The organism is Candidatus Filomicrobium marinum (assembly GCF_000981545.1).
GTDB lineage: Bacteria > Pseudomonadota > Alphaproteobacteria > Rhizobiales > Hyphomicrobiaceae > Filomicrobium > Filomicrobium insigne.
Window position 1 is genome coordinate 1,593,890 of the sequence record NZ_LN829119.1, and the last position, 19,574, is coordinate 1,613,463.

The 19,574-nt window shown below is 56.5% G+C and carries 17 protein-coding genes and 1 tRNA gene; 13 read left to right on the plus strand and 5 right to left on the minus strand.

All coding sequences use genetic code 11. The features are described from left to right. Positions 1-62: 62 nt before the first annotated feature. Positions 63-200 carry a hypothetical protein gene (locus YBN1229_RS18990; RefSeq protein ID WP_172655229.1) on the minus strand — a complete coding sequence of 46 codons (138 nt, stop codon included), beginning with the start codon at positions 198-200 and terminating at the stop codon, positions 63-65. 37 nt (positions 201-237) lie between these two features. Beyond that, positions 238-483, minus strand: coding sequence for a hypothetical protein (locus YBN1229_RS07655; RefSeq protein ID WP_046477823.1), 246 nt, complete (start codon positions 481-483; stop codon positions 238-240). 129 nt (positions 484-612) lie between these two features. On the opposite strand from YBN1229_RS07655, the gene YBN1229_RS07660 reads away from it, so the two are divergent. The 3 genes from YBN1229_RS07660 to YBN1229_RS07670 are packed head-to-tail and all read left to right on the plus strand — an operon-like array spanning position 613 to position 6,823. After that, positions 613-1,506: a helix-turn-helix transcriptional regulator gene (locus YBN1229_RS07660; RefSeq protein ID WP_046477825.1), complete on the plus strand. Its 894-nt coding sequence runs from the start codon at positions 613-615 to the stop codon at positions 1,504-1,506. 8 nt (positions 1,507-1,514) lie between these two features. Further along, a complete protein-coding gene (locus YBN1229_RS07665) occupies positions 1,515-3,413 on the plus strand; it encodes a site-specific DNA-methyltransferase (protein WP_046477827.1) in 1,899 nt (632 codons plus the stop codon). Further along, a complete protein-coding gene (locus YBN1229_RS07670) occupies positions 3,410-6,823 on the plus strand; it encodes a DEAD/DEAH box helicase family protein (protein ID WP_046477829.1) in 3,414 nt (1,137 codons plus the stop codon). The genes YBN1229_RS07665 and YBN1229_RS07670 overlap by 4 nt, the downstream gene beginning before the upstream one ends. 80 nt (positions 6,824-6,903) lie before the next feature. Here YBN1229_RS07670 and YBN1229_RS07675 read toward each other — a convergent pair whose 3' ends face one another. Next, positions 6,904-8,220: a tyrosine-type recombinase/integrase gene (locus YBN1229_RS07675; RefSeq protein WP_046477831.1), complete on the minus strand. Its 1,317-nt coding sequence runs from the start codon at positions 8,218-8,220 to the stop codon at positions 6,904-6,906. Between the two features lie 184 nt (positions 8,221-8,404). On the opposite strand from YBN1229_RS07675, the gene YBN1229_RS19265 reads away from it, so the two are divergent. From YBN1229_RS19265 to YBN1229_RS07710, 9 genes are all read left to right on the plus strand, one after another. After that, a complete protein-coding gene (locus tag YBN1229_RS19265; protein ID WP_197540926.1) occupies positions 8,405-9,346 on the plus strand; it encodes an HsdM family class I SAM-dependent methyltransferase in 942 nt (313 codons plus the stop codon). After that, positions 9,256-9,990 (plus strand): N-6 DNA methylase, encoded by a 735-nt coding sequence (locus YBN1229_RS19270; RefSeq protein ID WP_197540895.1) that lies wholly within the window; start codon positions 9,256-9,258, stop codon positions 9,988-9,990. The genes YBN1229_RS19265 and YBN1229_RS19270 overlap by 91 nt, the downstream gene beginning before the upstream one ends. Beyond that, positions 9,987-11,315: a restriction endonuclease subunit S gene (locus tag YBN1229_RS07685; protein ID WP_046477833.1), complete on the plus strand. Its 1,329-nt coding sequence runs from the start codon at positions 9,987-9,989 to the stop codon at positions 11,313-11,315. The genes YBN1229_RS19270 and YBN1229_RS07685 overlap by 4 nt, the downstream gene beginning before the upstream one ends. Then, positions 11,312-12,214, plus strand: coding sequence for a GIY-YIG nuclease family protein (locus YBN1229_RS07690; protein ID WP_046477835.1), 903 nt, complete (start codon positions 11,312-11,314; stop codon positions 12,212-12,214). The genes YBN1229_RS07685 and YBN1229_RS07690 overlap by 4 nt, the downstream gene beginning before the upstream one ends. Next, a complete protein-coding gene (locus YBN1229_RS07695; RefSeq protein ID WP_046477838.1) occupies positions 12,211-12,546 on the plus strand; it encodes a hypothetical protein in 336 nt (111 codons plus the stop codon). Before YBN1229_RS07690 ends, YBN1229_RS07695 begins: the two co-directional genes overlap by 4 nt. Beyond that, complete coding sequence (locus YBN1229_RS19045; protein ID WP_197540896.1) at positions 12,543-14,396, plus strand: type I restriction endonuclease; 1,854 nt, start codon at positions 12,543-12,545, stop codon at positions 14,394-14,396. Before YBN1229_RS07695 ends, YBN1229_RS19045 begins: the two co-directional genes overlap by 4 nt. Positions 14,397-14,415: 19 nt before the next feature. After that, positions 14,416-15,675 carry a type I restriction enzyme subunit R domain-containing protein gene (locus tag YBN1229_RS19050; RefSeq protein ID WP_197540897.1) on the plus strand — a complete coding sequence of 420 codons (1,260 nt, stop codon included), beginning with the start codon at positions 14,416-14,418 and terminating at the stop codon, positions 15,673-15,675. Between the two features lie 299 nt (positions 15,676-15,974). Then, entirely contained in the window at positions 15,975-16,370 is a 396-nt protein-coding gene (locus YBN1229_RS18655) for a hypothetical protein (protein ID WP_152024966.1), read from the plus strand. A 369-nt stretch (positions 16,371-16,739) separates the two neighbouring features. Continuing rightward, complete coding sequence (locus tag YBN1229_RS07710; RefSeq protein WP_152024967.1) at positions 16,740-17,051, plus strand: hypothetical protein; 312 nt, start codon at positions 16,740-16,742, stop codon at positions 17,049-17,051. A 237-nt stretch (positions 17,052-17,288) separates the two neighbouring features. Here YBN1229_RS07710 and YBN1229_RS07715 read toward each other — a convergent pair whose 3' ends face one another. Next, complete coding sequence (locus YBN1229_RS07715) at positions 17,289-18,212, minus strand: hypothetical protein (RefSeq protein ID WP_152024968.1); 924 nt, start codon at positions 18,210-18,212, stop codon at positions 17,289-17,291. A 98-nt stretch (positions 18,213-18,310) separates the two neighbouring features. Next, positions 18,311-18,395, minus strand: a tRNA-Leu gene (locus YBN1229_RS07720). Positions 18,396-18,573: 178 nt separating this feature from the next. Here YBN1229_RS07720 and YBN1229_RS07725 point away from each other — a divergent pair. Then, positions 18,574-19,551: a complex I NDUFA9 subunit family protein gene (locus tag YBN1229_RS07725; RefSeq protein ID WP_046477844.1), complete on the plus strand. Its 978-nt coding sequence runs from the start codon at positions 18,574-18,576 to the stop codon at positions 19,549-19,551. Positions 19,552-19,574: the final 23 nt, after the last annotated feature.

Consider the following 19,574-nt stretch of genomic DNA (forward strand, 5'->3'; position numbering starts at 1 on the left):
AGCCGCCGATTGCTAAAAGAAGGAGCCGGGCAAACCCGGCCCCACATTGCCTTATCCACGTCCTACTTCTTGTTCGGACGCTGGGTGAGGGCCGACGCCGCTGCCGACTTTGCAGCTGGGCTGGACTTCGGGTTGCGGAGCACTTTCGAAGCTGCTGAAGCAGCCTTCGCGCTCGTCACTTCCTTGTTTGACTTTGCCATTTTGAATCACCTCCTTTCCTTGGGATTTTGCCGCCACCTACTCGAGACGGCGCTTGGCCTCTTCGATCAGAGCCGGAGACCCGGAAACCTCGAAAGAGAGGTTATCCAGCGAGCGGCCCGTCACAGTGACGGTAGGCGCTGCGCCAGTTTCGGGATCACGCACGCTCTTCAGCCTCTTCTTGATCCCTTCCTGAACCTGATTGAGCATCGCCTTTTCCAACTGGTTTGCGATGTCGCTCGGACGGACCGACCGCCCGTTCAGCTTGAATTCGACCTTCACCATTTGCTCATTCCCCTAATCCGTTGCCCCGGCCCTATTGACCGCGACTCGTCGATGGGTATAGTAACTATTCTGATAATTGGATCGCGTCAAGGTCCGAATAGTTTTTATTCTCATTTGAAGGAGATGGACATGAAGGCATCTGCACCCGGCCTGCGATGGGGCATAGAGCAGAGGCTGGAGTTCATTGAATTCAGGCTGTTCTGGGAAGGCGGCGTCAATCGCGCCGATATCAGGGGCTTTTTCGGCGTGTCGGTTCCGCAGGCGTCTAACGACCTGAGTCATTATCAAGAGGTCGCGCCGGGCAATATGCTCTACGACAAGAGTCTAAAGCGGTACTATGCGAGCGACGACTTCAAGCCGAAATATCTGGTACCGGATGCGAACCATTATCTGATGCAGATGGTTGCGACGGACCCGTCCCCGTTTACTGCCACTGACTCTTGGGTGTCACAACCAGTAGGTTTTGCGACGATCCCACAGCCGCGTCGCGCCATCGATCCCTCGATGCTTCGAAAGCTTTTGAATGTCATACGCACGGAGCAATCCGTGGAAATCCGCTACCAGTCGCTCAACAGCGAAAAACCAAAGCCGCAGTGGCGACGGATTACGCCACACGCCTTCTGCTTCGACGGAATGCGCTGGCACGCGCGAGCCTATTGCCACGATCGGCATGCCTACCGGGACTTCCTTCTTCCCCGAATTTCGGGCCTGCGAAATACAGCAGAACCCGGAAAACTGGCAGACAAGGATAGCGCTTGGCATGAAATCTATCATCTGAAACTGAAGCCGCATCCAAAGCTTTCGGAGGAACAGCAGAAAGCCATTGCATCAGACTATGGAATGAAGGACGGCGAGTTCGAAATCCCCATGCGCCTCGCGCTGCTGTTCTACTTCCGCAAGCATTATCTAGGGCTAGACTACAAAGAACATGAGAAAAGCCCCCAACAACAACATATCGTAATGGCAGACCCCGATTCGGTTCGGGCGGCCCAAGCCCGCGCCGATGCGCTACCCAAAGAGTGAGTTTGCCAATGTCCGACAAACCCAAGAACGGCTATGGCCCAAGCAATCCGCATCCTCTTTCACAAATGCGCTCCGAGCTCATTTGGGAAGGCAAATATGACGAGTTTGGCAACCGTAGAGAGGTAGATGTGGCGGCACATTCAATGCCGCTTCAGAGAATTGAGACCCTTGATTTACCAAGATCACAGGCTACGGCTCAAAAATCGCTCTTTGATGCTTCGACGGCTTACAGAGACGATTTTCGAAATCAGTTGATATGGGGCGACAACAAACTGGTCCTGGCCTCTCTGCATCAGGAGTATCAAGGCAAAGTTGATCTAATCTATATTGATCCACCATTCGATGTTGGTGCCGACTTTACTATGGACGTAGCCATAGGCGACGGCTCGCAAATGACCGAAAAAGATCAATCTCTCATTGAGCTTGTAGCTTATCGAGACATGTGGGGAAAAGGAGCGGATAGCTATCTTCAAATGCTCTATGAACGCCTGACGCTGATGCGTTCGCTCCTTTCAGAAACAGGTTCAATCTTTGTGCATTGCGACTGGCATATGTCGCACATGATCCGAATGTTACTGGACGTAGTGTTTGGCCGCGATCGCTTTGTGAACGAAATTGTCTGGCATTACTACAACAAGATGCAGGGGAATGTGGGCCATTTCGCGCAAAACCATGACACCATATTCTGGTATAAGAATGGAAGTAAGCACAAATACTTCCCTCAAAGAGAGGAGCGAGACGGAACGACCAAGCAGATCAAAAGAGTCTGGGATAAAGAAAAAGGGAAAATCGTCAACGCGAAGGGAGCAGACGGGAAAGTTATTTACACAGAGAGCGATAGTCGCGGTGTCGATAGCGTCTGGTATCTTTCGATGTTGCAGCCTGCCGATAAGACAGAGAATCTGGGATACGCAACGCAGAAGCCAGAAACGCTGCTCGGACGCATAATTTCTGCGACAACTGAAGAGAATGATCTCGTTGCGGACTTCTTTTGTGGGTCGGGTACGACTCTGGCGGTGGCAGAACAACTCGGCAGACGCTGGATTGGATCAGACCTCGGCCGTTATTCCATTCACACCGCGCGCAAGCGATTGATCGGAGTGCAGCGCCAATTGCACGAGGCAGGCAAGCCCTATCGCTCCTTCGACGTTTTTAACCTCGGGCGGTATGAGCGCCAATGGTGGCAGCAAGAGGCACTACGGGATGCAGAGGACGAGCATCGAAATATTGTTTTGGGTTTTTTTCGTGCGGAACCGATATCCAATGCGCCGTCGCCGCTAATCCACGGGCGGAAAGCCACTGCTTATATCCATGTAGACGGCATCGACAGCATTTTTACTCGGGACGAAGCCAAGGCCGTTGCATTGGCGGCAAAAGCTGCTGGCGGAAAGCAAGTGCATTGCCTTGCTTGGGACTTCGAAATGGACATCCGGCAAGCCATCGCCGGGATCGAAACCGAACTGGGTGTCAAGGTCAGGTTGCACCGCATCCCCCGCGAAATCATGGAAAAGAACCGCACCGAGGTGCCGCCATTCTTTGAAGTCGCTCTGCTTGAAGCTCAGCCTGTAGTCCACAAGGGGCCGAAGGGAAACACTGTCGAAATCAAGCTGACAAATTTCCTGCCTAGTTTGACCGAAGTACCTTCCAAGGAGCTTGAGGCCCTTCAGGAGCGCGCGATGAACAGCGGCTTTGACTTTATTGATTTCTGGGCCATCGATTTCGATTGGGGACCGGACAAGCCATTCAACCATCATTGGCAAGATTACCGCACGAGGAAAGATCGCTCGCTAAAAACCGTAAGCGATGCCGAATTTGCCTATGACAAGCCCGGAAAACACACGGCCTGCGTCAAGGTGGTAGACGTGTTCGGTTGCGATACCAGCATAACTGTGGAGATCGAAGTATGACCGAGACCGCCGCAGACAACAGCATTTCGATCAACGCCGCAGCGCTCGACCCGCTTTTTGCACCTTGGGAAGAACCGAACAAACACCGGGTGCGCGCCAAGAAGGGACAGCCGCCAGAAACAAAGACCTATCGACGCCAATCGCCAATCAGGATGGTGAATCCGCTCCGCGCTGCCGTCAAGGAATGGCGCGAGCTGAATTATTTTGGGGCTAGCGACACTACCCGCGAGTTGCTGGGATATTGGTTCGAGCGCCCCCATCGGCTGATTGGTGGCAACGGCGAGGAGTTCGATTTTCGCTATTATTTCTGCCAGCGCGAAGCCATTGAGACTTTTATTTATCTCATAGAAATTCGCGGACTGACGTCGCTCTCCTCTCTCATTTTCGAGTATGGCGGGCCGAATGCGGAAACCGAAGCGCTTGGCATCAAACCTGAAGATGACGAGTGGGCGCGCTATGCCTTCAAGCTGGCCACGGGCGCAGGCAAAACCAAATGTATGAGCCTCGCCGTTGTCTGGAGCTATTTCCACGCCTTGCGTGAAAGCGGCTCGGAGATGGCGAAACATTTCGTCATCATCGCCCCGAACCTTACGGTCTTTGAGCGTCTGAAAGAGGATTTCAGGCCGGAAGGCGGCGGACCAGACATATTCATGACCGATCCGCTCATTCCACCGGAATGGCGCGGCGACTGGAATTTCTCGGTCGTTTTGCAGGACGAGGCAAGCGGCGCAAGCACTGGTGGGGTTCTCTACCTCACCAATATTCACCGTCTTTTTGAGCCGCGAAAAGGAAGCCGTTCCGAGGCAGAAACCTATGATTGGGCAGGACCAGCGGTTTCCAAATCTAAAGCTCTGGATACGGGCGCGGAACTGCGTGATCGCATCACGTCACACCCGCGTCTCATGGTCTTCAATGACGAGGCCCATCACGTCTGGGACCCCGGTTCGGCTTGGAGCGAAGCCATCCGTTGGCTGCATGAGACTGTTCGTAAGCGTTCAGGCAACGGTCTTGTTGCTCAGCTTGATTTCTCCGCAACCCCCAAGGACAACAAGGGGCGTATCTTCCCTCATGTTGTTTGCGACACTCCGCTTGGCGAGGCTGTTGACGCGGGGATCGTGAAGACGCCGATCATTGGGCGCACCAAAGAGCTAGTCGAGCAAGCGCATGACGACGCCGCTTACCAGTACGAGGCCCACCTTCGGCTTGGGTATGAACGCTGGAAGCGCAGTCGAGCCGAGTGGGAGAAGAGCGGAAAGAAGCCTCTGCTTTTCGTCATGTGCACCGATACAGAGGCCGCGAACCAGATCACCGACAGGCTAAACGCCGATAGCCTCTTTTCCGAACTGAACGGCAAAACGATCAACCTTCACACCAATCTCAAAGGGAAGGTGAAGAAGCGCAATATTGGAGGCCAAACGATTGAGGTCTTCGAAGAGAGCGAAAAAGACATCAGCGACGAAGATTTGAAAGCCATTCGTCGCAGCAGCCGCGAGTTGGACAGGTCGGATAGCCCTTATCGCTGCATTGTTTCCGTGCTGATGTTGCGGGAGGGTTGGGACGTTCGCAACGTTACCACCATCGTCCCGCTGCGCCCCTATAGCTCGAAGGCCAATATCCTGCCGGAACAGACCCTTGGCCGAGGCTTACGGCGCATGACGCCACCGGGTCAGGCCAACGAGCTTGTGACCGTTGTGGAGCACCCAGCGTTCTCTAGCCTCTACGAGCAAGAGCTTGAGCAGGAAGGTTTGCCGATTGAGGTGCTGGACACTGAGAAAGTGCCAGCAACTACGGTCACTATCTTCCCTGATGAAACCAAAGATCTGACTGCTTTGGACATCATGCTGCCAGCCCTTTCGGCGGCGCACGAGATTCAGCCCAAACTTGAAGGCCTCACCATTCAAGACGTGAAGGCAGCTTTCGAGAAATACTCACCGCTCCCCCTTGGTAACAAGGGAGCAGTGGACGTGAAGTATGAGGGGCGTCACCTAATCACAGATGAAGTGATTGAGGTGATGAACATCAATCTTCCGCTTCTACACAACGGCCTCACGGCAATTTCCTTTTATGTTCGGGAACTTGAAGCTGCCTGCAAGGTTCAATCGACACACAAGGTCTTGGCCCCGCTGCTCGGGACGTTCCTCTCGGAAATCCTGTTCAATGAGAAGGTGGCGCTGACCGACGATCGTTTGAAAAGCAGGCTGGCCGATCAAGATGTGCGCGAACACATTCGGGCGACATTCATTCCGCTGATCCGCGCCAGAACTGTGAAAACCGAAAAGCGCCGCGCTGACGGTCTAGGCATGCAGTTGCGAAACTGGAAGCCCTATCAAGCCACCCTTTCGGAACGGAAGCCGGTCGAGAGGGCAAAGCACACGCTTTTCAATCTGGTCCCATGCGATCAGTCTCTTGAAGTAGCGATGACCTCATTCCTCGACAACTGCTCTGACGTTACGGCCTTCGCGAAGAATGCTGGTCCGCAAGCCTTGCGCATCGACTATCTGACCGCCGATCAGCGCCTTGCATTTTATCGCCCGGACTTCTTTGTGCGGATGGATACAGATGAATATGCGGTTGTTGAAACCAAGGGACGGCAGGACAGCGATGTCCCCAGAAAGGCCGCTGCTGCAATCGAATGGTGCAAAGCTGCATCCAAAGGGGCGGTGAAATGGCACTACATCTTCACACCTCAGAATGTCATGGAGCGACTGACAGGGAACAAGTTTGCCGACCTTGCACGAGCGTGTGCCCCGGCGCTTCAAAATCTTCTCAGCGAGGCCACTACACAGCCTGAACTTCCGCTGTTTGGACCTCGACCCGACAATGACGCTGAGGAATTTTACGGCAAGGAAGTATTCGACAGCTTGCCGGTACGTGCGAGGAAGGCGGCGGCGGATGCCTTGGAGCTGTATAGATTCTTTGAGAAAAAAACCGAAGCACCGAATTTTGCACCGGTATTCCAAGCCCTGCTTGGGTCTTTCGATGAAGCGTGTAAGGCGATGATCGTAACCCGCCTCCAATCTTCGATGCCTGCAACAGCGGTTGAGCAGCGCGACTGGTTCGAGCCCTATATGCCGAGCATGGAGAAGGGCAAGCTCGGTCACTTGAACAATATGGCGAAAAATCTGAAGCGTGGCCTCGTCTATGGCAATCCGCATTCAGTCATCGGCCTGCTCCGGTCATGCCTCGATTTTGCGCTCAATGACACAACCAAGATTGATGGCGTGTTCAAAGAAGTGAACACGACATTCCGGTTTGAAGGATCACGGGCGCTCTTTGAGAAGATTTCGGCGGTAAATGAGTTTCGGAACACGTACGTCGCCCACAGCCAAAAAGAACTGAGAGACGCGAAACTCGCAGAACAAAACCTGAAATCATGGATAGTTGCGTTGTCGATAGTCGCTTCGCGTTAGTCGAAGGGGCCAGCGAAGCGGGTCGTCTATAGCGCGTTGGCTTTGGAAGCCAGCTTCTGCTCGCCAATGGCCGAATATGCTTACCTAGCAGCATCGACGAGCATCAGTTCGATCGCACTCTGCCGGGACTGGCGATCCAGGGTGTAGGTGCTGCGCCTGAACTCAACGCCTTCGAGCAGGGCTTTCACATAGCCGGAAACCGTATCCGCAGCCATGATCAGTGTGGAATCCAGCGTATGGACGTATTTGCTCGTGACTGATCCCTTGGCGTGGCCAATCAACGCTGCGATCGTGATCTCGGTGAAGCCCAGGTCGTTGGCGATGCTCGCGAAACTGTGCCGCAGGACATGGGGCGTCACGTCCCAAAGAGGGCTGTCCGAGAAGAGCTTCTTCCAGCTCTGGGGGAAGTTTCCAATCGCGTTATCCTCGCCCTGACCGGGAAAGACGTAGGTGCCGGTTCTCTGAGGCCGTTGCGCCTCCAGATACTCTACGACGGGAAGCCCGACCGGGCGAACCGAGGAGCCTTCCTTGCTATCGACCAGCCGCAGACAGCTCCCCTCAAGATCGACCTCGCTCCATTTGAGGTTGACGATTTCCCCGCGCCGGCAGCCGGTCAGCGTAATCAGCCTGAGGATCTCGGCATGTATCCTGTAGCGGTCGCTTCGCTGGGCCTGACGAAGGATGTCTCCCAAAATACGGTACTCAGCTTCGCTTAGCCGGCGGTCGCGAACCTGGTATTTCGGCTTGCGAAGGCCGTGCGTAGGATTGTGCTCGATCACCCCAGCTTCGACTGCGTATGAGAAGATGCCGCCAAGCAGACCCATCGTCCGGATCGCGGTGCCGCGGCCGCCGCGAACGATGGCCTTGCCGCGGAGCTTTTCGGTCTTCATGGTCACGCGTGTCTTGCCGGCGATGATGTCCTTCATCAGGTTGTTCATGTCAGGCTTGGTGATGTCCCGCACGCGTCGCGTCCCGAGAAGGGGGATGATGTGCCTACGGATACGCCCGACATCGGTGGCGATGGTGGTGTCCTTCTTCGGCCGGCCGCCTTTCCCCAGGATGAGGCCGGCTTCCATGTCGGCGATGTACTGCTCGCACAGTTGCTTGATGGTCAGCGCCTTGCGGTCTTCCTCGCGTTCCTCAGCAGGATCGCCGCCATGGGCGACCTGTCCGAGCAGGGCCTTGGCTTCGCGGCGCGCAGTCTCGGGTGTCCAGACGCCATGAAGGCCGATCGTGTAGCGACGCGAGCGGCCACGGGACCGGTACTGGACGATGTAGCTCCGCTTTCCCGAGGGGTAGACACGCAGACCGAAGCCAGGCAAGTCGTCGTCCCAGAGGACGTGACCTTTGCTCTGCGGCTCGACGGCCTCTACAATCCGTTTGGTTAGTTTGGTCATGCTCCCGTCCCTCGGAAGCCCCGATTTCGAGTAAGCACCACGCAAGCACGCGGGCGGAAATCAAGGCGTATTCACGGATAGAGACTTCGGAGCTTCGATCCTGAAAATCAATAAATTTCAGGTGGTTATCGTACTCTGGCGTGCTCTATCGTGCAATTCGGATAGGTCCTTAGACCAGCTCGACATGCAGAAGCTGATGGGTGATCAGGATAACATCGCCCAAAACCTATTCGCCTATATCCAGGCGTTCTCCCCGGACGTTCGGGACATCTTCGAGCGCTTCGACTTTGCCGCCCAGATCGACAGGCTGACCAAGGCCAAGCTTCTTTATCAAGTCACTGAGAAGTTCGCTGGGATCGACTTGCACCCAGATAGGGTCAAGAATCATCAAATGGGCCTCATCTTCGAGGAGCTGATCCGCCGTTTCGCGGAACTATCCAATCAGACCGCGGGTGAGTTCTTCACCCCTCGCGAGGTCGTCCGGCTGATGGTCAACTTGCTGTTCGTCGAGGATGACGACGTTCTGTCGAAACCTGGCGTAGTGCGAACCATCTATGACCCTACAGCGGGCACTGGGGGCATGTTGTCGGTAGCCGATGAGTACCTTGAGGAACATAACGATAGTGCGCGGCTCGTAATGCACGGGCAGGAGCTAACCCCTCAAAGCTACGCCATCTGCAAGGCGGATATGCTGATCAAGGGGCAAGACGTCAGCAACATCGTCTTCGGCAACACGCTGTCGGACGATGGCCATCCTGGCGCGAAGTTCGATTACATGCTTTCCAATCCGCCGTTTGGGGTGGAGTGGAAGAAGGTCGAGAAAGCCATTCGCGACGAGCACAAGGATCGCGGCTTCTCTGGCAGGTTCGGTCCTGGCCTTCCCCGAGTGTCAGATGGTTCGCTGCTGTTCCTACTGCACCTGATTTCAAAGATGCGCTCAGCTGCCGATGGCGGGAGCCGCTTCGCCATCGTCCTCAATGGATCGCCGCTATTCACGGGGGGGCTGGCAGCGGCGAAAGTGAAATCCGCCGCTACGTGCTGGAGAACGATCTGCTGGAGGCGATCATCGCTCTGCCAACGGACATGTTCTACAATACGGGCATCGCCACCTACGTCTGGGTGCTGACGAACCGAAAGCCGGTTCAGCGCAAGGGCAAAGTGCAGCTGATCGACGGTTCGAGCTTCTGGCAGAAGATGCGCAAGAGCCTAGGGGCAAAGCGCAAGGAGATGGGCGCGGGAGACATTACCGCCATTACGAAACTGTTTGGCAGCTTTCAGGAGGCGCAGCTCGCGACGCTCTTCGACTCCAACGGCAAAGACGTCGGCCGCGAAGTCGTGCTGAATGGCGAGCGTGTACCGTCAGCACCAGTGGGCGGCAAGGTGAAGCTCGCGCCACTCTCGCGCATCTTCCCCAACGAGGTGTTCGGTTATCGCACCATCACCGTCGAGCGCCCGCTCCAGGGCGAGGACGGCAAGCCCGTCCTTATCGAGCGCGGCAAGAACAAGGGCCAGCCGCAGCCTGATAGCTCGTTGCGGGATACAGAGAACGTTCCTCTCGGCGAGGACGTAGAGGTGTACTTCGAGCGCGAAGTGAAGCCTCACGCGCCGGACGCTTGGATTGACCATGAGAAGACCAAGGTCGGTTATGAGATCCCCTTCAATCGCCATTTCTACGTCTTCGAGCCGCCGCGCCCGCTGGAAGTGATCGACGCCGAGTTGAAGCAGGTGACTGGCCGCATTCTCACGATAATCGGGGAGCTGTCGGCGTGACGGCACACAGATATATCCAGTACCAAGAAAGTGGATTGCCTTGGGTCGGTCCCGTCCCCTCACATTGGCAAATCCTGCCGTTGCTTGGTGTTGTTCGGGAGAGAGATGAATCCAACGCCGGGTTGGTGGAGGACAATCTTCTTTCGCTGAGTTATGGGAGAATTATTCGCAAAAACATGTCGTCGAATGATGGCTTGCTGCCGGGGTCGTTTGAAACCTATCAGGTGGTTCACCCGGGCGATATCGTGTTTCGCCTCACGGACCTTCAGAACGACAAGCGCAGTTTGCGAACGGCATTGGTCCAAGAACGAGGAATAATTACGTCAGCGTATCTGGCCGTATGCCCTCAGGGCGTCTCGCCAGGCTACCTGCATTACTTGCTTCGGGCGTACGACGTATCGAAGGTCTTCTACTCGATGGGAGGCGGTCTTCGGCAGTCGATGAAATTTGCGGACCTCAGACGTCTGCCAATCTTGTTGCCTAGCCCGCAAGAACAAGCTGCGATTTCCACCTTCCTAGACCGAGAAACCGGCAAGATCGATGCACTGGTAGAGGAGCAGAAGCTGCTGATCGAGCTGCTCAAGGAGAAGCGTCAGGCCGTAATCTCCCGCGCGGTCACCAAGGGCCTCGATCCCAATATCCGAATGAAGGACTCAGGCGTCGAATGGCTAGGTGAGGTGCCGGAGCATTGGGAGGTGACCAGGTTGGCTCGACTGGCTCGGCCGGAAACGACGATCACTTACGGCATTGTTCAGGCCGGGCCGGATGTTGATGGAGGCGTCCCATACATCAGGACGTCCGATATGTCCGGCGACGAATTGCCAATCGATGGATATCTCCGCACAAGTCCGGAGATTGACGAGGCATATGCTCGCTCACGAGTGCGGACGGGAGACCTGGTAATTGCTATCCGGGCCACCGTTGGGAAAGCGCTAATGGTTCCCCCATATCTCGATGGAGCCAACCTTACTCAGGGAACTGCTAAGTTTAGCCCCGCGAAAGATGTTTCAGCTCGCTTTGTTCTTTATTTTCTTCGCAGTCACGGCGCATCCGGTGAATTTTTCAGAATCTCTAAAGGTGCGACGTTCAAGGAAATCACCCTGGAGATGCTGCGAAAGTTTCCCATGCTACTTCCGCCTCCTGGAGAGCAACTTTCAATATGTGATTGGCTTGATAACGAAACGCAGCGTCTCGCCGACTTGTTGACTCAAGCCCGCAACGCTGTGGAGCTGCTAACTGAGCGCCGGTCCGCCCTGATCTCCGCCGCCGTTACAGGCAAGATCGACGTGCGGGAGATGGCAGAGGCGGAAGGGGTAGCGGCATGACTGCGACCGTCGAGGGCCGTTCCCTTGAACTCTATTTCATTGAGGGCAAGCCGGACGGGATGCTCACGGCGGAAGTCTTTAATTGGACCGGTCACATTCTGATGACGCCCCGAACGCGTATTGGGGCGGCGCTTTCGCGCAAAGAGGCGCGGCATACTGGAGTTTACATCCTGATTGGCGAGCAGGATGGGGAACCACGCGCCTATATCGGTGAAGGCGAGGACATCTCCGACCGAATACGCAATCACGACACGCGCAAGGATTGGTGGACAACTGCGGTGCTGATTACGTCAACCGCCAACAATCTCCATAAGGCGCACGTGAAATATTTGGAGGCCCGCCTTATCGAGGTAGCCCGGGACGTCGGACGTGTCGCTCTTGGCAATGGGACCAACCCAGCAAAGCCGGGGCTTTCTGAGGCCGCGAAGTCAAATATGGAGGCGTTTCTCGATTACCTATTCATGGTACTCCCGGCTCTCCGCGTAGACATGTTCATGCGAAACACCCGGCCCGCAGAGGCATCATCGTCAACGAGATCAGGCACTACGCCAGAGTTCAAACTCGCCAGCAAGAGGCATGGCCTGAACGCAACAGCCGTCCTTCGCGACGGTGAGTTCATCGTGTTGGCTGGCTCGCTCGCTCGCATCCGATGGGAAGGGGTATCCAGCACTTACACGTCACTTTACGAGGAGCTACGAAGGAGCGGCGTGTTGCGCGAGCAGGGTGATCACTGCGTATTCACCGAGAATTATGCTTTTTCTAGCCCGAGTGCTGCAGCCGCCGTGGTCAGCGGACGATCTACCAACGGCACGACGGCTTGGTACCTTGCCGATGGGTCGATGTCCTACAAGGAGTGGGAAGCTGCCCAGCTGCAGCTATCGTCAGGTGAAGCGGCATGACTGGGAGTGCAGAAGTCACGGTTGAACTGGCCAACGTGCTCAACGACTTGGGCTTCGTACAAACCTCTTCCGGGTACCGCTTCGAGATTGATGGCGTGGAGTTTGACGTCGTTTGGGATGGTCTCGGGCGCTATTGCCTCATGGGTTCTGTGGTAGGTCCCCGTACCGCATCTTTCGTCGAGTACTTCATGCCGCGCAAAGTGGCGAGCCACGAGCAAGGCGTTGCGCTCCTCGCCTACGCCCTTCGCAACATCAGCTTCAAGAACCCTCCGGCATGGCTCGTGGAAGGCAACGCCCTTGGCCATACCTTGCCCTGGAGTGCACAACGATGAGCCTTCACAAGGAAATCAGCTTCGAGACCGAAGTCTGCGAGTATCTCGCTGCCAATGGCTGGCTCTACGCGGAAGGCGACGGGAAAGACTACGACCGCGCTCGCGCATTGCTCCCGGCCGACGTCGTTGCATGGATCGAAGCCTCGCAGCCTATCGCGTGGGAGACCCTCAAGAAGAACCACGGGGCTGCCGCTGAAGGCGTCCTCCTGGACCGTATCCGCAAACAGCTCGATGAGCGTGGCACACTGGAGGTCCTACGCCGTGGCGTAGAGATGATCGGCCTTCGGGTGCCGCTCAAGCTCGCCGAGTTCAAGCCGGCTTTCGGCCTTAACGAGGAGATCCTGGCGCGATACAAGGCCAATCGGCTGCGCGTTGTGCGGCAGGTGCATTACTCCATCGCGAACGAGAACTGTCTCGACCTCGTCCTATTCCTCAATGGCCTTCCGGTCGCTACCGTCGAACTCAAAACGGACTTCACCCAGAGCGTTCAGGACGCCGTTGACCAGTACAGGTTCGACCGTCGCCCAAGCCCAAAGGGCCAAGCCGCCGAGCCCCTTCTGACGTTCCCGACCGGAGCCCTCGTCCACTTCGCGGTCAGCAATGCCGAAGTGATGATGACGACAAGGCTGCAGGGACCAGACACCCGCTTCCTGCCGTTCAACAAGGGCAACGAGGAAGGCAAAGGTAATCCGAACAATCCGAAGGGGCACCCCACGGCTTACCTCTGGGAGGAGATCTGGCAGCGCGATAGCTGGCTGGAGGTTCTTGGCCGTTACATGGTCGCCCAGAAGAACACCAAGGGCCAAATTTCGGGGCTTATCTTTCCTCGCTTCCATCAGCTCGATGCGACGCGCAAGCTGCGCGATGCGGTCCTGACCGAAGGCGCTGGGAGCAAGTTTTTGATCCAGCACTCGGCCGGTTCGGGCAAGACCAATTCCATCGCGTGGACGGCTCATCTGTTCGCGGACTTGCACAACGATCAAGACGACAAGATATTCGACAGCGTCATCGTGGTGTCGGATCGGACGGTCATCGACACTCAGCTGCAGGAAGCGATCTTCAGTTTCGAGCGCACGACCGGGGTGGTCGAAACCATCACCAGCGAGAACGGCGCTAAGAGCGCCAAGCTGGCCGAGGCTTTGGCGTGTGGCAAGAAGATCGTCGTTTGTACGATCCAGACCTTTCCTTTTGCACTTGAGCAGGTTCGGCAGCTCGCCGCGACCAAGGGCAAGAAGTTCGCCGTCATAGCCGACGAGGCCCATTCAAGTCAGGCCGGCGAGACTGCCGCCAAGCTTAAACAAGTTCTCTCGGAACAAGAGATCGCCGACCTGGATGATGGCGGCGGCGTCAGCAGCGAGGACGTGCTCGCGGCACAGATGGCAGCGCGGGCTGCTGACAACGGCATCACCTACGTGGCCTTTACCGCGACACCCAAGGGCAAGACCCTAGAGCTGTTCGGTCGTCGTCCCGACCCTGCACAGCCCGCCAGCGATAAGAACCTGCCAGAGCCGTTTCACGTGTACTCGATGCGCCAGGCCATCGAGGAGGGCTTTATCCTCGACGTCTTGCAGAACTACACGCCCTATGGCCTCGCCTTCAAACTAGCCCAAGACGGTAGGGAGGTGGACGAGAAGGAGGTCGAGCGCGGCGCGGCGATGAAGAGCCTCATGCGTTGGGTACGGCTCCACGACTACAACATCAGCCAGAAGGTGCAGGTCGTCGTTGAGCATTTCCGCTCGACCGTGCAGCCGCTACTCGACGGCAAGGCCAAGGCCATGGTGGTGCTTGGAAGCCGCAAGGAGGCGGTCCGTTGGCAGCTCGCCATCCAGAAATACATCAAAAGAGAATGACTACTCGCTCGGCACACTGGTGGCCTTCTCAGGCGAGGTCAATGATCCTGAAAGTGGCCCTGATCCATTCAAGGAGACGAGCAAAGAGCTGAACCCTAATCTTAATGGCCGGGAGATTCGGGAAGCCTTCAAGCTGCCCGAGCATCACATCCTGCTTGTTGCGAACAAGTTTCAGACAGGGTTCGATCAGCCGCTGCTCTGCGGCATGTACGTGGACCGAAGACTGGCGGGTATCCAGGCCGTGCAAACTTTGTCCCGCCTCAACCGCGCTTATCCAGGTAAGGATACGACCTACGTCCTCGATTTCGTGAACAGCTCGGACGAGATCCTAACTGCTTTCCGAACCTACTACCAGACGGCGGAGTTGGCCGACGTTACAGATCCGAACCTCGTATTCGACCTGAGGGCGAAGCTAGACGCCACTGGCCACTATGACGAGTTTGAGGTTGAGCGCGTCGTGAAGGTGGAGCTGGATGAGAAGGCGAAGCAAGGGGACCTAATAGCCGCCATCCATCCTGTCGCAGATCGGCTGCTCAAATCCTACAAAGGCGCTCAGCTACGATGGCAGAACGCTACAGAGGCGAAGGACGAGAAAGCTACCAAGGACGCTCAGGACGAGATGAACGCCTTGTTGCTGTTCAAGAACGACATGGGCGCGTTTCTGCGTCTCTATAGCTTCCTTTCACAGATCTTCGACTATGGCAACACGGCCATTGAGGCTCGAAGTATCTTTTACCGTCGCCTCATTCCCCTTCTGGACTTCGGACGGCAGCGCGAAGGTGTGGACGTATCCAAGATCGTCCTCACCCATCACAGACTCTACAGCAAGGGCAAGACGCCTCTGGTTGTGAACGGCGAGAGTGAAAAGCTGCCGCCGATTACAGAAACCGGCTCCGGCTCGGTTCAGGAGAAGGAAAAGGCGCTCCTCGCGGAGATCGTGGCCAAGTTGAACGACCTGTTCCAGGGTGACGTGACGGACGATGACCAGCTCGTCTACGTCAACAACGTCATCAAGGGAAAGCTGCTGGAAAGCGAGACGCTGGCTCAACAGGCGGCCAACAACAGCAAGGAACAGTTCTCCAGCTCTCCCGATCTGCCAAAGGCTATCCTAGACGCGATCATGGACGCGCTGGACGCCCATACGACCATGAGCAATCAGGCGCTCAGCTCCAAGAGGGTGCAGCAAGGTCTGAAAGATGTGCTGTTAGGGCCGGGGCAGCTCTATGAACTTCTGCGGAAAAAGGGAGGCTGTCAGGAAGCAGCGGGAGATGCTTTGTAAAGTGATGCTGATCGTGTTTGGTACAGACGGTTAACACCGAAAATGTGAAGAGGGCTTGCCTTTGGATCGTCATGTCGGGGGATCGAGTGGGGAACGCTTCGAGTCATAACGATCTTGCGAGATTGTTGATCGGGGCAGGGCAGAAGGTCCTGCAGCGAGATACTGAAGAGGGTGAGCGGGTGCTTCACGAGGGCTGGCCCCATTCTGGGGCTATCCGAACGGGCCGAACCATAAATGACCTTCGAAGGCTCCGCGTGTTTAAAGCTGACGGCTTTCGCTGTCGTTATACCGGCGACCTTATGCTGCTCCCAGCATACTTGAGAGTTCTCTCAGCGCTTTGGCCGACGACCTTTCCCGTGCACCCCAACTGGAAGTCTGACGAAACGCATGAGGCGTACTGGTCCCATACGGCAAGCCTGGAACACATCGACCCGGTGGCAGTCGGCGGCACAGAGACAGAAGACAACTGGATAACGACAAGCATGGCACGAAACCAAGTTCGGAGCCGCTATACGCTGGACAGTCTTGGTTGGAAGATCATGCCAAGGGCTCTGCTTGCGGACTGGGATGGCGGCGTCCGGACCTTCGTCGATCTGCTACACGCCAATCCTGCACTTCTTGAGAGTGCACACGGGGCATATCTACGACGGTGGCAATTGACGGTCACTCAGGCGGAGATAATCGATCAACAATAGGCTAGATGCCTTGCCAAGCCACTACAAAGACCGCTACAAAGGTGCGGTCTAGCGAGCGAAAAAGCTTAGCGTTTTCAATGTCCCCTTTGCGTGGGAGCGGTTTCCCGCCATCCGCGCCACGCTGATTGATCCCCCATCCCGTTGCTTGGTTCAACACGGGATAGAAGCTGTGGACGGAGATTACGCGTCGCCGGTTGTCTGCTTCCCCGTTGGCACCGGAATCTTATCGATAGCCTCCGCCATTTTGTTGAGACTGATCTTGCGATAGCCAGCGGCAGCGCTTTGGTCAGAATGCCCTTGGATCGCATCGGCGACACTGTTTGAAATATCTAGATCAGCGCACTTGGTCTTGAACCAGTGACGGAAGGCGTGATTAGGAGCCTTGCGGGGTTCGTTGAATCCATTAGAGCGTATCCATTCGCGAACGCGATTGATGGGACCGTCGGAGGCGTGGCCCGACGCATTGGGCTTTCGGGGGCGGGGCTTCGCTTTGTTGCCGCCGTAAAACAGTGGGCCGCCGCTGCGAGTGGCGGCAAAGTCGAGGAAGCCGCGTTCGATGAGGGCAGAATGAAGGGGAACCTTGCGCTCAGAACTGGCTGTTTTGAGAGTGCCGCCGTCAGCGGTTGGCGTGATGTGTATGACGTGAATCCCTTCGATGGATTCGACGTGCTGCCCCCATAGTTGAGCGATCTCCCCAACACGAGCTCCGGTGAGGGCAAGCAGCCACGGTATCCAATGTAAGTGTGGGACGGTTTCAGCGTCAGCAAGAGCGAGTATGGCTGCGACCTCATCATCGCTATAAGGAAGCCTACCCTGCCCGGCCTTTTTCTTCTGAAGGACGCGAACCCTCTCAACGGGGTTTGCCTCTATCAGATCGTTTCGCTTGGCGACGTTATACAGTGTGCGGATGCTGGCGAGCTAGCTATCGTTGATGGTCTTCGCCGACAATCCTTTGTCGATAAGGGCGTCCTTCCAGGCGATCACATCGGCCCTTGTAACTTGCCGCGCATCCTTGTGGCCAAGGTGTGCTGCGAGGGCAGCGACGCTGGCTCTAAACGAAACTTTGGAACTTGCAGCCTTCTCGCTTTCTTTCTCCCAACGTGCCAACAAGTCGTCAAAGGTTAGCGAAGCTAAGGATTGAGACGGCTTTGGGCTGTTGTTATCCCATTTGGGAAAGCGATGAGCGCAAGCATCGGGACTGTAGTCGCCTTCCGCGTTCCTCTTGAGCTTTTTAGCGACATCGATGAGAGCCTTTGCAAAGGCTTCGAGAAGTTCGAGACGCTGTCCGTCGTCAGCAATGACACCTTCGCGAACGAGTATCGCGTCAAGGAAGGGGCCGACGTGTCGTTCAAGCAGTTGCAAGCGGTTTTCATTAGGCCCCGCGATAGTGAGCGGCTTGCGGCCTTCGATTGACCGCGTAAGTGTCGGCATTGGAACGTTTGCCGCATCCTCGGTGACACCCTGAACAATCCGCCACCACTCCGCACTGACCGGCTCATCTTCAAAGGCAGCCGCAAGATCACGATAGAGGACGCCAGCGAGCGCGTGGCGGTCTTGGTTCGAGAGACGGCGGGGGCCATTGCGATACGCAGCACAAGCGCGTTCAAACTGCTCCAGCGCCGCGCTGTGTCGGAGCTTCGCCAGAGATATGTCTCCCGTGCGAAGTGAAAAGGAAATTTCGTTGCCTACCGTGGCAGACACGAGGATGCGCTCGTCATCAAGGTGCGTCTTAGGCAACGAGAACGATATTCGTTGTCCGCGAGCGACGTTGAGCACGTCGGCGGGAACACGCTTTCTGAACTGACGATTGGATGATCTTGAACGCTTTGTTGGCCGGGCCATTAGCAGCACCATTGTGTAGCACCCCTGTGTAGCAGTGGGGCGACCGATTTCTCAATGATGTCAATTTCTTATGGCGCTATAAGCACTTAGGAAAGTGATGGTGCCCAGGAGAGGACTCGAACCTCCACGGTGTTACCCGCTAGTACCTGAAACTAGTGCGTCTACCAATTCCGCCACCTGGGCATTGGGTGGGTCAGGGCGCATGAGTTAGTTGGCGCCGCGGCCGTTGTCAATTGGTACGTGACCTTTCGCAGGCTTTCCGGTTGTCGCGACGTCGTGTAAAGCCACGAGTTCGGAGTTCGCCACGACATCAAGTATAAGATAAACACAGCAATCAAACTATCACGAGCGGGATCAGACGATGCAGCTTCTCCACGGTGGCTTGGTCACGATCTTTGGCGGTTCTGGCTTTGTCGGCCGCTATGCAACGCGTCAATGCGCTGAGCGCGGATGGCGTATTCGGGCAGCCTGCCGCCGTCCGGACTTGACTGGGCATCTACAACCGATGGGCGTTGTCGGGCAAATTCACGCAGTCCAATCGAACCTGCGTTATCCCCAATCGATCGCCCCGGCGATCGAAGGTGCTGAGGCAGTTGTCAACTGTGTCGGCATACTGTCGCCGACCGGCCGCCAGACGTTCTCCGCCGTGCATGTTGAGGGGGCGCGTGCCGTCGCCCGGGCGGCGCGTGAAGCGGGCGTGCGCCGTTTGATCCATGTCTCAGCGTTGGGGGCTAATGCCAAATCGCCCTCGCAGTATGCGCGAACGAAAGCCGCTGGCGAACAGGCAGTGTTGGAGGAGTTCCCGAGCGCAATCATCTTGCGGCCATCGGTTCTCTTTGGAGCCGAAGACGAGTTCTTCAATCGCTTCGCGGGCATGGCACGAATTTCGCCGTTTCTGCCGTTGATCGGCGGTGGGCGGACGCGCTTCCAGCCGATTTTCGTCGGTGATCTCGGTACGGCGATTGCGAACGCCGTTGAGGGCGCCGGAGCCCCAGGTGAGGTGCATGAGCTTGGCGGTCCTGACGTGTTTACGTTTCGCCAAATTCTCGATCACGCCCAGCATTGGTCAGGCCGCCGCCGCCGCTATCTGAACCTGCCTTTCTGGCTCGCCAAACTCATGGCAGTCGCAACTTGGCCGCTACCAAATCAGGTTCGGCCTTTGACGCTCGACCAGGTTCGGCTACTGCAAGTCGACAACGTTGTAAGCGAGGCGGCAGAAAACGAGCAGCGCACGATTGAAAGTCTGGGCGTGGAGAACATCCACGCGGCGGGCATCATCGTTCCCACCTATCTCGAGCGCTTCAATCCAAAGGGGCAGTTCGCTCACTATCGCGGTTGAGGCGGCCAAAAACCGAAAGGCCC

What these genes read in the sequence shown, in the direction of transcription:
- YBN1229_RS18990 (WP_172655229.1), bottom strand. Translation starts at nt 200, where the DNA reads ATGGCAAAGTCAAACAAGGAAGTGACGAGCGCGAAGGCTGCTTCAGCA.
- YBN1229_RS07655 (WP_046477823.1), bottom strand. Translation starts at nt 483, where the DNA reads ATGGTGAAGGTCGAATTCAAGCTGAACGGGCGGTCGGTCCGTCCGAGC.
- YBN1229_RS07660 (WP_046477825.1), top strand. Translation starts at nt 613, where the DNA reads ATGAAGGCATCTGCACCCGGCCTGCGATGGGGCATAGAGCAGAGGCTG.
- YBN1229_RS07665 (WP_046477827.1), top strand. Translation starts at nt 1,515, where the DNA reads ATGTCCGACAAACCCAAGAACGGCTATGGCCCAAGCAATCCGCATCCT.
- YBN1229_RS07670 (WP_046477829.1), top strand. Translation starts at nt 3,410, where the DNA reads ATGACCGAGACCGCCGCAGACAACAGCATTTCGATCAACGCCGCAGCG.
- YBN1229_RS07675 (WP_046477831.1), bottom strand. Translation starts at nt 8,220, where the DNA reads ATGACCAAACTAACCAAACGGATTGTAGAGGCCGTCGAGCCGCAGAGC.
- YBN1229_RS19265 (WP_197540926.1), top strand. Translation starts at nt 8,405, where the DNA reads ATGCAGAAGCTGATGGGTGATCAGGATAACATCGCCCAAAACCTATTC.
- YBN1229_RS07690 (WP_046477835.1), top strand. Translation starts at nt 11,312, where the DNA reads ATGACTGCGACCGTCGAGGGCCGTTCCCTTGAACTCTATTTCATTGAG.
- YBN1229_RS07695 (WP_046477838.1), top strand. Translation starts at nt 12,211, where the DNA reads ATGACTGGGAGTGCAGAAGTCACGGTTGAACTGGCCAACGTGCTCAAC.
- YBN1229_RS19045 (WP_197540896.1), top strand. Translation starts at nt 12,543, where the DNA reads ATGAGCCTTCACAAGGAAATCAGCTTCGAGACCGAAGTCTGCGAGTAT.
- YBN1229_RS18655 (WP_152024966.1), top strand. Translation starts at nt 15,975, where the DNA reads ATGCTGCTCCCAGCATACTTGAGAGTTCTCTCAGCGCTTTGGCCGACG.
- YBN1229_RS07715 (WP_152024968.1), bottom strand. Translation starts at nt 18,212, where the DNA reads ATGGCCCGGCCAACAAAGCGTTCAAGATCATCCAATCGTCAGTTCAGA.
- YBN1229_RS07725 (WP_046477844.1), top strand. Translation starts at nt 18,574, where the DNA reads ATGCAGCTTCTCCACGGTGGCTTGGTCACGATCTTTGGCGGTTCTGGC.